We start from the raw sequence: 14,913 nt of genomic DNA on the forward strand, positions 1-14,913 counted from the left end.
TGGATACGCAGTGCCGCGACGACACAGTTGGTGGGGGGCGTGGTAGCTTGGTGGGTGGGGGGCGTTGGTTCTTATCCGCACAATCGCTTCACTCGGGCCCTTCACTTGGGGCGCGACTTGCGATGTCGACTGCCACGCCCGATGCGGTGCAGATTCTCTTCCTCGGTCAGCATGCCCCAGCGAAGCGCCTGGTCTTGCTCGTACTGTTTTCCTAACTGCAACGCGATCGATGCTTTTGCCAGCTCAAAGCCGAGATAAAAAGCATGACTGGGATCAACGTTGTCAGATTCAGGACGTTCGAGTAGTTGGTCGAATAATTTAAACGGATCGCGGTGTTTGAGGTGCAGTCCGGCGGAGAGCAAGTGCATGATTTCGTCTTGCGCATAGAGGCGATAGTGATTGTCCTTCAGGGTGTTGGCAAGCGACGCAAACATGCCTTGCGGATACGCTTTGAGTTTCGGGTCGCGCAATTGCACCAACTCATTGGAAAGATGTTTCGGCGGCACTCGGTTTTTAACGCTGTAGTGAACCAATTTTCTTGCCGCATCGCACTCGCGAACCGACGATCGCGCCCAATTGATGACTTCGGTTGTCAACACGCTGCGAATCCCGAGTTCTTGACAAATGCCCAGCAGTAAAAAGTTGATGCCCGCGGAATCGACCTCCGTTAGTTCCGTCAAATTGCCGATCCCCATCATCATCTCAAGTTCGGGGTAATCGCGGCGGGTATCCGCATAGCGAATCAGACTTGGCATGAACCCTCCACCGATCGGTTCCAAAATCGGGTCCAATCGCATCGGAACTTGATGTCGCGCCAAATAATCGATCGTTTTTTCAAAACTTTTTTTGTCGTCGACTTGATCGGGAATCACGACCACTTCGGCGCCCCAATCTTTCGCGCTCTCGCGATTCGATGAGTTCACCGACAACACCAACGTGGCGCCGTGGCGAGTCGCTTCGCCCGCTTCCCACGCATCAAACGTATCGATCGAAACCTCCAATCCTTCGTCAACGATCGCGGTGACGTAGTCACCTATCGTGTTGCAACGCGAAGCGGGGTCGCAACCAATGTCAATCGTGTCGGCGCCTGATTGACGCAATCGTTTGGCAATTGCAATCACCGACTCAATCGAGAGTCGCGGTGCATGATTGATCTCCGCAATGATCTTGATGTCGTAATCACTCGGTGGAGTTTTGACATGCCCTTGGCCAAACACGTCGGCAAGATCGCGACAGTCTTTGGGGCCGCAAATTACTTGCGTTTTGACGCTTTTTTGCAGTTCGTCGCAACCGGATTCAAGGTAGCCCGGAACGATCAAGTGCGTTGCTTCATCGGGGATCTCCAAGTGCCGAAGCAACCACTTGGATGTCATCAACGCGGCCACCGTAATCGGCATCACTCCGATCGAATAACGGAACTGGTATTGTTGCGCAAGCGATGCAGTGATCTCACGAACGGCATGCTCGGCAAGACGTCCAGTGACGAAGTGGTAGTGATGTTCGGTGGAAGCTTGGATCGTCGTAAGCATGAGTTTGATGGGTGAGAAAAGTCGCGTGGCCAACGATTCAGTGTAACGCAACTCGACGCAAGCTCGACAGCGAGTGAACGTGATCGTGATGATTCATCGTGGTGCGCCTACGCTACATCGACGTGACAAGCGGTTCCGAATTTCGGCCCCAATAACGCAACTCATCTTGACGTGGTCGATTCTCTCTTTACAAATAAAAGGGACGAGAGATCCGTCGATCGATTGTTGAAGTAATTTGAACACGACCTGTTGTGTTTTAACAACTTACTTCAGCGATTGTCGTGGCCGGGATCTCTCGTTTTTTTATGCGCTGATGTTCTTTGAGAGCTGGACGCGGTTTGCGGTGATCGAGCACACCCTGATTGCCTCGATCAGCTTGATCACTCGACCACCTCGATTGCGTGGAGAGATCGATGCGTGGCCGTGATCCTCTACACGAGGAAGCACCGCCACGCGAGGAAGTCAACGAAGGCTCGCGGTTTGAGGTCGAAATGAGGGTGGCGAATCTTGATGGAGAGTGATTGCGGATGACGATTGCCGATAAGGTCAACGTGTTGTGGGACGGCGAATCGATGTTGGCCGTGGAAAAATCGGCAGGCTTGTCAACGCAAGCACCCCCAGGCGCCGAGAGTCTAGAATCGCGTTTGCGTACGCAGCTTTCCGATCGCAGCGATTATCTGGCCGTCGTGCATCGACTCGATCGTCCCGTCAGCGGTGTGGTGCTGGTCGCACTGCGTAAACGTGTCGCTCATTTGTTGTCGCAACAATTCGCAACGCGAAAGGTTGAGAAACAGTATTTGGCCGTCGTTTCGGGGGAAATCGAGCCCGGCGAACAACGTTGGACCGACTATCTAAGAAAGGTTCCCGATCACGCTCATGCCGAGCGTGTTGCGGAAGACCATCCCGATGCAAAGTATGCGGAGACTCGCGTTCAGCTCGTGCGTTATAACGCGGCACAGGATCGCTCGCTCGTTCGTCTGTTTCCTAGCACCGGACGGATGCATCAATTGCGAGTCCAATCCGCGCTGCGAGGGCACCCAATCTTGGGCGATTCGCGGTATGGTCGCGTGCATGGGCAAGGCGGCGAAAGCGACGTCATTCCCTCCTCGCAAGGGCTCTCGGCTCCCCAGCAAACGCGAATCATGCTGCACGCCGAATCGATCACATTTCATCACCCCAAAAGCGGAGTTCGCGTGACGGTTCAATGCCCTGCGGACGAATTGCAGCAAATCGTGTAGGTTGACGCTGGTGCTCGCGTTAAACCGACCCTGGGACTGCGGTTTGGACGGTAGCAGGGCTGGTTTTGGGGATCGGGTTTTCGGATCTCCGAAATTGGCCAGGGTGGTTTGTTGCCGCTCCGCGAACCTGGATCGGCTGGCTGGAAGATTCATCCAATGAGTTTTAACGCCAAAATGAGTTTTGACGCCAAGCCAAACCCAACCTAGTGCCCGCCGTCCCCACGACGCGATGACGACGATCGAACGACCCAAAGCAAATCCTCTCATGACATCATCCTCTGCTAACGCTCCCCTTCGTATCGGTGCGGTTTCGTATCTCAACACCAAACCGTTGGTGTGGGGATTGCGTGAACGGCTTGGAGACCGTGGTGAATTGTCCTTCAATTTGCCCAGCCGATTGGCGGACGATTTGCACACAGGCAAACTTGATGTCGCCCTGATTCCCTCGGTTGAGTACTTGCGAGACCCCTCCTACAGTATCGTTTCGGATGCCGTGATTGGTTGCCGAGGCCCGGTGTGGAGTGTGCGGTTGCTTAGCCGCGTCCCGGCCGCTCAGATCAAGCGGCTCGCGCTCGATGAAGGCAGTCGCACAAGCGCCGCACTGCTACAAATTCTGCTGTGGGAAATTCACGGCATTCGGCCTCAGATTGTGCCCTTCCGGATGGAACAGGCTCCTGAGACGATTGAGGCCGATGCGATGCTGATCATCGGAGATCGCGCGATGCATCCGGCGCCTCGCTGTTACCAAGAAATATGGGATTTAGGTGATCGTTGGTGCCGATGGACTGAATTGCCCTTTGTGTTTGCGATGTGGGTCGCACGCGCAGGAGTCGAGGTGGGCGATTTGGCTGCGGCTCTCCAAGCGTCACGTGACGAGGGGATGGCGTCGCTCGAAGAGATCGCCAGCGTTGAAGCGGCCGCCCATGGACTCACCAACGAAGACCTTTACCGTTATTTTGCTGAGAACTTGCACTACACGCTTGGCCCCGCCGAACGCACCGCGCTGGACGAATTTCGTCGTCGTGCGGTCTCGCTTGGCCTCGTTCCCGAATTAAACGCCCTAAATCAAGCTCCCTGAATTCTCCGACAATTAAAAAAATCATGATCGCTCCTGCCGCTGATAACTCGATCCGTGCCATTTTGGACAAAGCAATCGCAGGCCAACGGCTGACCCCCGCCGAAGGACTTCAATTGCTCGAGAGCCACGATTTGGCTGCGCTCGGCGCCGCCGCCGAAGCGGTCTCGCGGCGGATGCATCCCGAGCCCTATCGAACGTACAACATCGACCGAAATATCAACTACACCAACGTCTGTACGGCAGTCTGTAATTTCTGTGCGTTCTATCGTGGGCCGAAAAGTGATGAAGGCTACGTGCTGCCCCGCGCCGAACTATTGGCAAAGATTGAAGAGACCGTCGCACTGGGCGGTAACCAAATCTTGCTGCAAGGCGGATTGCATCCGAAATACAAGCTCGACTGGTATGAGGAGATGCTCGGCGACATCAAGCAAGCGTTTCCCGAGGTGAACATTCATGGATTCAGCCCTCCCGAGCTGCACCATTTCACCAAGGTCAACAACCTTTCGATCGAAGAAGTGCTGCAGCGACTTAAAGCGGCCGGCTTGGGCAGCATCCCTGGCGGCGGTGCCGAAATCTTGGTCGACCGCGTTCGCAACGAGATCACTCGTGGCAAAGTCATGACTGACGACTGGTTAAACGTGATGCGAGTCTGGCACAAACTAGGCGGCGTCAGCAGCAGTACGATGATGTTCGGACATGTCGAAACGCTGGAGGAGCGAGTGGAACATCTCCGCCGTGTTCGCGAGTTGCAGGATGAAACCAATGGCTTCACCGCCTTCATTTGCTGGACGTTCCAGCCCGACAATACCGAATTGTCGCACATCCCACCGAAGGGTTCATTCGAGTACCTGAAAACATTGGCGGTGTCGCGGTTGTTCCTTGATAATGTGCCCAACATTCAAAGCAGCTGGGTCACGCAAGGATTAAAAGTCGGTCAATTGTCGCTGCTGTTTGGTGCCAACGACATGGGCAGTTTGATGCTCGAAGAAAACGTGGTCGCCGAAGCTGGCACGGTTCACTTTTTGACGCTCGATCAAATCCGCGAGGCGATCGAAGAGCTCGGGTTCGAAGCCCGGCAACGCAGCGTCGATTACAAGCTTGTCGCGCCCGAACTCGAGCAAAAAGCGATCGAGGCCAATCGCAAACGTGCGGCCACGGAATTGGTGCAACTTAGCTAACGCATCAACGTTTTCATCTCGTCCCAAGGCCGCGTGTTGGCCACATCGGCCTTCGTTAAACCGCCACGACGCGCTTGCTTGATTCCGTATCGCATCACGTCGAGGCCATCGGTCGAATGGGCATCGGTGCTGATCACGATCGGAATGCCATGACGTTTGGCGGTCGCCAAATGCACGTCATTGAGATCCAAACGAGCGGGGTTCGCGTTCAGCTCCATCAGCGTCCCGTTGGCTTTGGCTGCGGTCATCACCGCGTCGATATCCACATCGTAGGGCGGACGACGATTGATCAGCCGTCCGGTGGGATGAGCGATACAGTCGACGTGCGGGTTTTCAATCGCACCGAGAATGCGTTCGGTGATTTGGTCGCGTGGTTGTTTTTGGCCGTAATGGACACTCGCCAGCACCCAGTCGGCTTCGGCTAAACAATCGTCCGGCAAATCCATCCCGCCTTTTTCGAGAATGTCGCACTCGATGCCTTTCAAGATGACCAATCGGCCTTCGTATTCATCGCGGATCGCATCGATCGCGTTCCATTGTTCGCGAAGTCGTTTCGGATCGAGTCCAAAGGCCATCGACACACGCTGGCTGTGGTCGGTGATCGCAATGTACTTCAGCCCCCTCGCGATCGCCGCGTCGGCCATCTCGTGCAGCGTTGCGGTTCCATCGGTCGCGTTGGTGTGCATGTGCAAATCGCCGACGATGTCGGATGTTTCAATCAGCTCAGGCAGCTCGCCTTGTTCGGCCCACGTGAACTCATTGCGATCTTCACGAAGCTCGGGCGTAATCCAAGGCATTCCGATCGACTTGTAGACGTTCTCTTCGGTTTCGCCAGCCACTCGCGTGTCGTCTGCGGATTTGAACACACCGTACTCGTTTACCTTCAATCCATGTTCCTTGGCGATCCGACGCACATGGACGTTGTGCGCCTGAGAACCGGTGAAGTACTGCAGTGCGGCACCGAACTCGTTCGCCTCGACCAAACGCATGTCGACTTGAAAGGCTTTGGCGACGCGAATCGAAATTTTTGTATCGCCGCGAGCGATCGTTTGGCTGCGTTGCGGGAAGGCTTCGAAGTGATCCATCGCTGCATTGCGGTCTTGGGCGACGACCAACAGGTCGAGGTCGCCAATGGTTTCGCGGCCGCGGCGGTAGCTGCCCGCCCAGCTCCATTTTTCGATTCCTGCACACGACTGCATGTGGTTGCCGATGATTGTGGCCAATTCATCGCCGGTAGACCAATAAATCCGCTCGGCGGCTTGCTGGGCGATCGCCATGCCGTCCAGGATCGTTTCTTCCGATTTGGGGCCGAATCCTTTGACTTTGCGGACTCGTTCTTCCTGGCACGCGCGTTTGAGGTCGTCGAGCGATTCAATCTCCAGAGCTGCTCGCAGTTTGATCGCCTTTTTGGCTCCCAAACCTGGGATGCGGGCCATTTGGATCACAATGGGGGGGACCGCTTGGCGCAATTCTTCCAATTGCGGCAAGCCCCCGGTTTGGATCAACGTGGCTGTTTTTTCGGCGATAGTCTTGCCGATACCCGAAAGATCGGCAAGCTTTCGAGTGGGATCCTCGACGATTGCGGCGACCGGTTCATCGAGGTCACGGATCGCCGCGGCTCCGCTGCGATAGGCGCGAATCCGAAAAGGATTTTCACCACGAAACTCAAGAAGTTCGGCTAATTCGTCGAAGACATCTGCAATCGCCGCGTTTTCCACTGCTCATTCTCCTGGCTGGTTTGTGATTTAAAGTAGCAATCACTTTGAGATCATTACACCACCCGTTGCGAGGAAAGGAAATTCAGCACAGAATAGCGAAGCCGAATTCGGAGGATAAGCGAATTGGTGAGCGGCCTCACTGGAACTGAGGTACCCCGTAAGGGGCTGCGGGTTCGAGTCCCGTGTCCTCCGCTATTGTTGCTAATCTAATGATTGCTAATAAAAAGCCCCGTGAACTTAAGTGTTTCACGGGGCTTTTTTTGTGGCTGGGCCGCACAAAACGAGGTTCCGGGAGTGAGGTTCTGGGGAGTGTTGCTAAGGACGTGAGTCGACGTCGATAAGCTTGAGTCCCTAGCGTCCCCTTGGCAGCAGCACGTTAGGGGGTTCTAGCTCGGCGGACTGCGTCGGGAAGGGGGATCAGTGAGTTCGGTTTAGCTAGCGGTCGATGTGTGGCTGGCCACGTTATAATGGCCGAAAGCCGAAAGATTGGGTAGTCGATTCTCGCCCTTATCTGACGGTTAGACATGTCAAGAGCCCAGTCGTTTGTGTTGATTCTCGTTTGCCTCGCTGCGACGAGTTCGCATCGCCAAGTCCGTGCGGAATGGTATGCGGATGTCGATTCCGGAGCCATGTTCATCAACGCTCCCGACTTCCAGTATTTCGCCAAGCGAGGTGAAACAGCTCCCTTCGAGCGGATCGAAGATATCACGACCGATGATGGTGAAGACTTCGGAGCGTTCGTCGGCGGCAAGGCGGGCTGGATCTTCGACGGCTCGCTATTAGGCACCGGGAATATGCGGCTTGAATTCTCGGGCTCCTATGCCGGCTTCGACGATAACACCGCAGTCACCTTTTTCGACCCTGGTCCCGGGGTGCGCTACGGCTTTGTAGCACTCGATAATACGACGGGGTTTGGAACGGCCGATCCGCCATCGCAGGTCCGCATTCTTCATACCGTCACCTCTCGTGAGATCGACTTCGGCGGTTACGACCTCTTGTTGCACCAAGATTTTCGCGTGGATGAAAATCGCGTGTGGACTCTCTACGGAGGTCCCTCGGTGCAACATTTGTATCAAGAGTTTATGACACACGCGTCCTTCCCTTTGGACGCGAGTAACACGGAAGCAACGCTCAATGAAGCGTTGGACACCGACTATATTGGCGGAAAGGTGGGCGTCAGTGGTCGGCGGAATCTCAACTCTCGGTGGAGTCTTTTCCTCGATGGCAACACGGGAATCTATCATGCCAAGACTCACTACGATGGAAGATTTATTCATTCCACTTCCTTTCCGCCCCACGATGATCGTATCAGTCTGGAGCGGCACGACCACGCCGTCTCGACACAAGCCAGACTGGATCTCACGCGTCAGATGAATGATTTTGCCTTTATCAGTTTGACGTCCAACGTCCAACACATCGACTACGCGGGGCAGATGAATTATGGAACTCGCAACGATAACGTCCCCAGCGGATCGCGGCTTTCGATCGATCGCGATGAACTCTTCAGTGCAACCGTTGGACTGCGTCTGACGATCTTCCGTTAACTCACAATCGTCCGTTAACTCACAATCGTCCGGTGGCTGCGACGACAATCGTGCGAGATTGGGCTGAGGTTGATTCGCTTGCCAGTGCGGTGACGTTCTCCGAAACGGTTGCCAATCACGACCCTTGGCTCTTTTCTGTTGCGACGGCTTGTTTCGGGAGCCTCCGAGCAAACGCATCGTATCCCACTATCCGTGCCGTTGTGCGATTTCTTCCGTCCATGTCTCCTCACCCAAGGGGCGATCGCCATGGACGGACGTTCGCATCGCCTCCATGTTCGATATGATTCGACGCTGCGATGCCCCCTGTCGCCGACACCTTCCGAACCGTGACGTTGGCGGAGATCGATGTGACCATCGAGCAGGCCATCGGCGACGCAAAGATGCTCGGGGCGATTTGTTTTCTCAGCGTGAAAACAGGGGAAACAAATGTGATGCGGGGGGGGGGAGGACTCTTATTACTCCCGTCACCTTTCTTGCTCGCAGCACCGCAACACGACGTCCCGGATGTGTTGTATCCTTTGCATTATCAAAGTGTTCAATGCCTTGTAGCAACAGGCTGTTAAGCACCGTTCCCCCTTTTCACCTTGAATGATCCTACCAATGAAGAATATCGTTTTACTGTTCGCCGCCACGTTTTGCACATTGGCCTGTAGCAGCGTTTCCCCAGCCGCTGACAATCAACTCACTGAACAAGAGCAACAGGCGGGCTGGCAGCTCCTCTTTAACGGCACGGATTACACTGGCTGGAAATGCAACAACGCAAAGGAAGTCGCTTCGGATGTTGTTGACAATGCGATGCAACCCTACAAGTCGGGCGGGTATCTGATCGTCCACGAAAAGCAGTTCGGCGACTTTATCTTGAAGTGTGACGTCAAGATGCCTGAGACCTGTAACTCGGGGATCTTCTTTCGCGTCGAAGATTTGGCCAATCCAGTGCACACGGGTTTCGAGGCCCAGATCGCGACCGGCAATGGCGTAGGCGTTCACGACTTCGGCGCAATCTACGATATTGTTCCCACGACCAAGAACGCATCCAAAGGGCCCGGCCAGTGGAACCACGTCGAAATCAAATGTGAGGGAGCGGAAGTTTCGATCAAAATTAACGGCGAACTGGTCAGCCAGCTGGATGCCGACGAGTTGGATCAGCCGGGCGAACGCGAGATTGCGGGCGATCACAAATTTAAATTGAACGGCAAGAGCCGCGCCATCAAAGATTTTGCCCGCGTTGGCTACCTCGGTTTCCAAGACCACGGTCATCCGGTTTGGTACAAGAACGTCAAGCTGTTGCCATTGAATTAGGGAGCATGACAAGGATTTCTGGTGCTGTATCCAGACGTTCGCTTGCGTTTCCCGCAAACGAAGAAAACAACTGTGACGGGGGGAGTTTACGGTGTTTTACTACCCCCGTCCCATTCTCGTTCCTGTGCTTATCTAGCTTCACCGCCAGCGTTTGAAAACTGAAAACTAAAAATGTCCGCGTCTTGGAGGTCAAATCGCAATCGAACCGGTTTTCCGGACAGCGATGACAAGTCCTGCGTGTCTTTCCAAACGACGGTCCTGGTGATGGAGTCTCCAAAGATTTCGGGGCAGTCCTGTAGCGCGAAGCCATCGACTGGCTTTCCCTCTCCATCCTGAATCTCGACTCGAATCGAGCCTGCCGCCGACGTCGCGAAGTTAAGCTCTAGCCGTGAGCCGTCAAAGACCAGTGGCTTGGTCAGCACCGAACCGCCTTTCCAACCAGCCCGCGCGGACACGAATCCGTCCTGCCGCAAGGTGTAGCGGCGGACGGTGGTCGAATCGCCTTGCCAGTAGCCTTCGGTCGCATAGAGTGAGATGTCATCGGGGGCGCCATCGAGATCCGATTTCGTTTGCAGCATGCCCCAAAAGATGAAGTTATCGCCGTAGACCCACGAGTCTTTCGTGGCGGGCCCTGGCCGGATAAAGGCTTCATCCCAGCGGGAAAAGGTCTCGCCGTCTCGACTGGTCATGAACGCCGCATCGGTCACCGTGGTGCCGTAGCGAGGGTGCTGCTTGGCACGATACTGACGCTCTTCAAGTCCCGGTAACTGTTCCATCGATGGCGACCAGCCGCGGTCCATGTAACGCATGGGAAAGCCCATGAGGATGTGCGGCGCGCGGTAGTAGGGCTGGATCTGATTGGTATACAGAGCCTGCTCCGCCGCGCCCGGGTAATCGAGCCACTGTGGTTCCGGGAAACGATTCGGATCGAGCGATGACGCCGTCATGATGCCCCGCACGCCCTGGTCGAATTGCCGGTGGTACTCGCGATAAACCTTTCCTACCGAATCCCAGAACATCAAATTCTGCGAATCGAAGGCACCGGTGGTGGTAAAGGGTTGCTTGCTCTTTAAACGAAAATGGACACCGTCCGCGGAGACGAGCAAATAGAGACCTCGGGGCTTGCTGCCCACGATCACAATCTTATATCGCTCTTCATCGGGACAATCTGGGTTCGTGTCTTTGAAAGTGGCTGTGTGAGCGGGACTGCCGCCGATCTCACTGACCATGTCGGCGTCGAGGATCAAGTTGTTCTTCGTCGACCCTTGGAACTCGACGATATCGAGTTCGGGACGCGTCCAGTGGATGCCATCGTGACTCTCGGCCAGACACAGCGTCTCCCACGAGTTCTTCTCCTTCTCGTAGGCCTTCGAGGCAGTGTGATGACCACCGCGATAGTACATCCGGAAGACATCGCCATCACGGAAGACGCTTTGATAGGCACTTCCATTTCCCTCCCACGGAGCATCGGTGCGAAAGACAATTTCACGCCGCTGCGGGCGATGCAATTCGAGCCTGGCATCGTCGAGTCGCTCGATCAGATATTGATCGACGAACAGTTCTCGCCGCGAACCGATGTTGATCGCCTCCGCACCACTGCCCTCTGATCCGTTCCCTCGCACCGTCGGACCCGCGACCGTGTAACCGATCGCTGAAGCGCCTAATAGTGTCGCCGATTTCATCCAATCGCGTCGAGTTTGCATGGTGTCATTTCCCATCAAAGAAAGATTGCGGAAGTCGATGTAAGCTGTCTTGGTCATACCATTGATTGCTCGATTATACCTCCAATGGACGCGGCGGTTGGTCAGATCACGTTCTTTCTTCACGATGTTGTCAAGTCGTTCCGTCAGAGAACAATGATCATCCGCAGAACACGTGAGGCACTTGGGCTGGATTCTATCACGACTCGCAGAACTAGCAGCGACACAATCAGGGACCGGCACCGGGTCCACGGACTGACGTCCGTGGCTGTTGCATGTCATCGCTTTGCGATTTGTAATCTGCCAGCCGTAACGCGACGGTAGGGGAAATAAATGTGGGGAAAACAAATGTGATGGGGGCGTTTACGGAGCTCGTCACTGAATCTGGCATACGCGGCCACAGCGATCATGTCTGCCAATTCTCCGGGAGCGTCGGCGGCGTTGATGATCTTCGTCCTCGGCAGCAGAGATTTCCTCCGGTTGCCAGTGCATCATCAGCCTTCTTGATAAACATCCGCCTGCGGGTTGCCGCCGGATTTGAGATACGCGATGAGATCGAGTATCTCATCGAGCGTCAGCACATCCATCAAACCGGATGGCATCAGCGACAGACTTGCTGGCGAAGTTTGCTCGATTTCCGCTCGCTTTATCGCCACCGTCTCAGCTCGCAGCGAATCGGTTTGGACCGTGATTACGGTAGCGGATACGCCGATCGGTCGCCCAGTGATGACTTGGCCGCTGTCCAGCACGTAGGTACTCAGGCGATACTTCTCGTCAATCACTTTGGACGGTTGGACGATTGATTCCAGGAGCGCGTGTTCGTCAAAGCGGCGTCCGACGTGCGTCAGATCCGGTCCCGTGGGACTGCCCTGCTCGCTCACACGATGACACTTCATGCACTGCGCTTTAGCCAATGCGGCGCGGCCCTGTTCCCATGACCGACCGTGACGCGTTCGTGGCAGTTCGGTTTCCAGCTCTTCCCACGTCCACTGTTTGACAAATGAGGCAGAAAGCGATTCGTCTCCGCCAGATTCCTCGGTGGCAAGTGCCAGCATGTCCAATCGAGGTTTCAGATGTTTCTGTTCCGCATCGGTCAAGGTGGCAATCGCATCTTCATGAATATGTTGCAGTGAAACGCTCAATAACTTCCCGCCCTGATAACGGCGAGCGGCCAACAGTGAATCAAAAAATGACTCACGCGTTCCTGCCGTCCAGCCTTCGGCAACACGAGCCAGCCGCTGCGAATAAAAGACGACGTCTTCCTGGCTGATCGCCGTGCGGATCAATTCGACCGTGCGCGGTACCACGTTGGGTGCCTGTAGGTAGATCAGCAAACCGCATAATTCACGATTCACGTAGCTGCTGGTCTGCGGATACAGCGGACTGAGTCGCGCCAGCACTTGGGCGCGGTCCGATTCAGAAGGATGGCCTTGGCGGATGAAGCTCAATTGCCACACCCGTAGCGCGTCCAGCAATTGTTCTCGGCCGAGCGTCCGCAGCGGCAGTCGATCCAGCGCCGCCAATAACTCGGGCTGGTCCTCAGCACGCCCCAGTCGAGCCAGCGCCAGCAGCGCGGCAATCGACGCGGTCGGCCGCGATTCGCTCAACGCACGTTCACGCCACAGTGCCGGATCCTGGCGTTCAATGGCCAGCCGGGCGGCAAATCGCAGCCAGCGATCTTCACTGTCTAGATGAGGCCATGCGACGTCAATCGCGTTGGCGTCGCGTTTGCTGTGCCATTGTTCTAACTGGTGCCGTAGTTGACGCGCCGAGGTTGCTTGCTGTGCCTGATCGGCTTGCTGTGGGGTGAGCGAGATTGCCGCAGCATCAGGACCATCGTAGGTAACTCGGTACAGTCCCGATTGCGAACCGCGACCGCCGGTGATGAAGTACATCGCTCCATCGGGGCCAAACGTCAGGTCGCAGACGTTCAACGCTCCGCCTTCCAGGAACACTTTGTACTCTGCGTCATAGCTGGCACCACGCGGCGTCAATTGGACCTGAAAGATGCGGCCGTGCTGCCAGTCACCCATAAACAAAGACTCGCGGTAGCCGGGCGGAAAGTGAGACCGCGTGCCGAACTCCAGTCCCGTGGGTGACCCCAATCCGGTATCGAGTGTGGTCGGCAGAGAGTCGGCGAAGTATTCCGGCCACTTACCCGTGCCCCAGCGCCAACCGTATTCGCCGCCGGAGACGACGTGATTCAACCGAGTCGGGCGGTACCATGGCAGCCCGACATCCCATTCCATGTCCGCGTCGTAGGTAAACATTTCGCCGTCATCGTTGAAGGCCACGTCGAACTGATTACGGAAACCACCGGCGATGATCTCCCAGTTCTTACCCTTGGGATCCGTCTTGGCAACATACCCCACGCGAATATCCGGCACGGCGTCCCGCGACTCGGGCAGCAGGTGGTCGTCCTGGGGATCTCGATAGGGTGAATCGACCGCGAAACCCTCCGGAAACGCCACGTCATTACCGTTGACGATGTACAGCATGTTGTCGGGGCCCAACACAACTTGATTGGGACCATGTCCATAGCGACTCTGGTAATCGAACGCCTTGAGTTCCTCAACGGAATCAAACTGGTCATCCCCGTTGGTGTCGCGTAACCGGTAGAAGCCGCTGGCGTTCGTTGCACAAACATACAAACTGTCGTGCGCCCAGAGGATGCCGCGACAATGTTTCAACGTGTCTTCGATCACTTCGAAGCGATCCACACGCTCACGATCGTCGCTCAAAGACAACCTGACCACACCTCGCTTGTCGCGTCCCAGAACGACTCGGCCTCGATTGTCGAACGTCATGCTGATCCATGACCCTTCGCCTTTTTTCGCTGATCGCAGCAATTGCGCGCGAAACCCGGGGGGCAAAGCAATCGAATCCACCGTGGTCGCCTGGCCACCGCCTGGAAGATCATCATTGCTATAAACGGGCGAGACGACGCAGCACATCATCAACAGCAGAGCCCCTCGCGCAGCGTCATGGAGTCGGGGGGCGTGTCCAAAAGCCAGACTTCGCGTTTTCAAAATAGGGTTCCCTGTTGAAACGTGGTTCGCTGTTAGATTCAAAACGTAAACACAGAGGCCGAATGAGCAGACTCGGTCGCGGCCGCCATCCAAGCTGGGGAGAAATCAAATGAGTCAGAGAAACCAAGTGCTCAAATTTGTTTATCTCGGATCCACTTCTCTGTGCATCGATTTCTTCCGTTAAATCAGATTTCTGGCGGTTACGGACCATTGTAAACGCAGCGCTGCATCGGTGTTCTCTCTCGATGTGATTTTCCCGTGGCCGAGTTATCTCACAGCAGGCGGCGGCGTTGTCGAACTCGGGGACAATCGTCTGCGATTAGTCTGTGCCAGACAACGGTTCCAGGAGCCGTTAACGTGATCTCGGTTGTTAATCGCGGTTGTTGATTCGCTTCGTTTGCTGTCTCGTGGTTGCGTTCGTTTCCAAACTTCTCATGGTGCGTTTGATCTTTTCGAACGAACTATCAAAATGCCTCGGACCTCAACGCTCGGATCACTCCGCAAGCGTTAACGTGGCATAACGCCGACAAAGGTAGGGCGTGGTATCACGGTCGCCCACGCCACTGCGCACGCCATCGTACTCATCCGCCAACACACCGT

At 55.5% G+C, this 14,913-nt stretch carries 9 protein-coding genes and 1 tRNA gene; 6 read left to right on the plus strand and 4 right to left on the minus strand.

The annotated features are described in order from the left end of the window. Positions 1 to 101 precede the first annotated feature (101 nt). A complete protein-coding gene (locus tag Pla52o_RS02810; protein WP_146593039.1) occupies positions 102 to 1,529 on the minus strand; it encodes a DUF6513 domain-containing protein in 1,428 nt (475 codons plus the stop codon). A 527-nt stretch (positions 1,530 to 2,056) separates the two neighbouring features. Between Pla52o_RS02810 and Pla52o_RS02815 the strand changes: the two genes are divergently transcribed. From Pla52o_RS02815 to mqnC, 3 genes are all read left to right on the plus strand, one after another. After that, on the plus strand, positions 2,057 to 2,767 hold the full coding sequence (locus tag Pla52o_RS02815) for an RluA family pseudouridine synthase (RefSeq protein WP_146593040.1): 711 nt from the start codon (positions 2,057 to 2,059) through the stop codon (positions 2,765 to 2,767). A 265-nt stretch (positions 2,768 to 3,032) separates the two neighbouring features. Next, positions 3,033 to 3,845, plus strand: coding sequence for a menaquinone biosynthetic enzyme MqnA/MqnD family protein (locus Pla52o_RS02820; protein ID WP_146593041.1), 813 nt, complete (start codon positions 3,033 to 3,035; stop codon positions 3,843 to 3,845). Positions 3,846 to 3,868: 23 nt separating this feature from the next. Continuing rightward, positions 3,869 to 5,023, plus strand: a complete 1,155-nt coding sequence (gene mqnC / locus Pla52o_RS02825) for a cyclic dehypoxanthinyl futalosine synthase (protein WP_146593042.1) — start codon at positions 3,869 to 3,871, stop codon at positions 5,021 to 5,023. On the opposite strand, the gene polX is transcribed toward mqnC, so the two are convergent. Beyond that, positions 5,020 to 6,741 carry a DNA polymerase/3'-5' exonuclease PolX gene (gene polX, locus Pla52o_RS02830; protein WP_146593043.1) on the minus strand — a complete coding sequence of 574 codons (1,722 nt, stop codon included), beginning with the start codon at positions 6,739 to 6,741 and terminating at the stop codon, positions 5,020 to 5,022. The genes mqnC and polX overlap by 4 nt on opposite strands. Positions 6,742 to 6,850: 109 nt before the next feature. Here polX and Pla52o_RS02835 point away from each other — a divergent pair. From Pla52o_RS02835 to Pla52o_RS02850, 3 genes are all read left to right on the plus strand, one after another. Then, a tRNA-Ser gene (locus Pla52o_RS02835) sits at positions 6,851 to 6,933 on the plus strand. 332 nt (positions 6,934 to 7,265) lie between these two features. Further along, the gene (locus Pla52o_RS02840; RefSeq protein WP_146593044.1) at positions 7,266 to 8,285 is read left to right on the plus strand and encodes a hypothetical protein; all 1,020 of its coding nucleotides are present in this window, start codon (positions 7,266 to 7,268) and stop codon (positions 8,283 to 8,285) included. Positions 8,286 to 8,885: 600 nt separating this feature from the next. Continuing rightward, positions 8,886 to 9,584, plus strand: coding sequence for a 3-keto-disaccharide hydrolase (locus Pla52o_RS02850; RefSeq protein WP_197168956.1), 699 nt, complete (start codon positions 8,886 to 8,888; stop codon positions 9,582 to 9,584). A 128-nt stretch (positions 9,585 to 9,712) separates the two neighbouring features. Here the strand turns inward: Pla52o_RS02850 and Pla52o_RS02855 are convergent, their stop codons facing one another. Together Pla52o_RS02855 and Pla52o_RS02860 are read right to left on the minus strand one after the other, a co-directional pair. Beyond that, positions 9,713 to 11,344 (minus strand): hypothetical protein, encoded by a 1,632-nt coding sequence (locus Pla52o_RS02855; protein ID WP_197168957.1) that lies wholly within the window; start codon positions 11,342 to 11,344, stop codon positions 9,713 to 9,715. A gap of 434 nt (positions 11,345 to 11,778) precedes the next feature. Beyond that, positions 11,779 to 14,313 carry a DUF7133 domain-containing protein gene (locus Pla52o_RS02860; protein ID WP_146593047.1) on the minus strand — a complete coding sequence of 845 codons (2,535 nt, stop codon included), beginning with the start codon at positions 14,311 to 14,313 and terminating at the stop codon, positions 11,779 to 11,781. Between the last annotated feature and the right edge of the window lie 600 nt (positions 14,314 to 14,913).

Origin of the sequence: Novipirellula galeiformis (assembly GCF_007860095.1) — a bacterium.
GTDB classification, from domain to species: domain Bacteria; phylum Planctomycetota; class Planctomycetia; order Pirellulales; family Pirellulaceae; genus Novipirellula; species Novipirellula galeiformis.

What these genes read in the sequence shown, in the direction of transcription:
- Pla52o_RS02810 (WP_146593039.1), bottom strand. Translation starts at nt 1,529, where the DNA reads ATGCTTACGACGATCCAAGCTTCCACCGAACATCACTACCACTTCGTC.
- Pla52o_RS02815 (WP_146593040.1), top strand. Translation starts at nt 2,057, where the DNA reads ATGACGATTGCCGATAAGGTCAACGTGTTGTGGGACGGCGAATCGATG.
- Pla52o_RS02820 (WP_146593041.1), top strand. Translation starts at nt 3,033, where the DNA reads ATGACATCATCCTCTGCTAACGCTCCCCTTCGTATCGGTGCGGTTTCG.
- mqnC (WP_146593042.1), top strand. Translation starts at nt 3,869, where the DNA reads ATGATCGCTCCTGCCGCTGATAACTCGATCCGTGCCATTTTGGACAAA.
- Pla52o_RS02840 (WP_146593044.1), top strand. Translation starts at nt 7,266, where the DNA reads ATGTCAAGAGCCCAGTCGTTTGTGTTGATTCTCGTTTGCCTCGCTGCG.
- Pla52o_RS02850 (WP_197168956.1), top strand. Translation starts at nt 8,886, where the DNA reads ATGAAGAATATCGTTTTACTGTTCGCCGCCACGTTTTGCACATTGGCC.
- Pla52o_RS02855 (WP_197168957.1), bottom strand. Translation starts at nt 11,344, where the DNA reads ATGACCAAGACAGCTTACATCGACTTCCGCAATCTTTCTTTGATGGGA.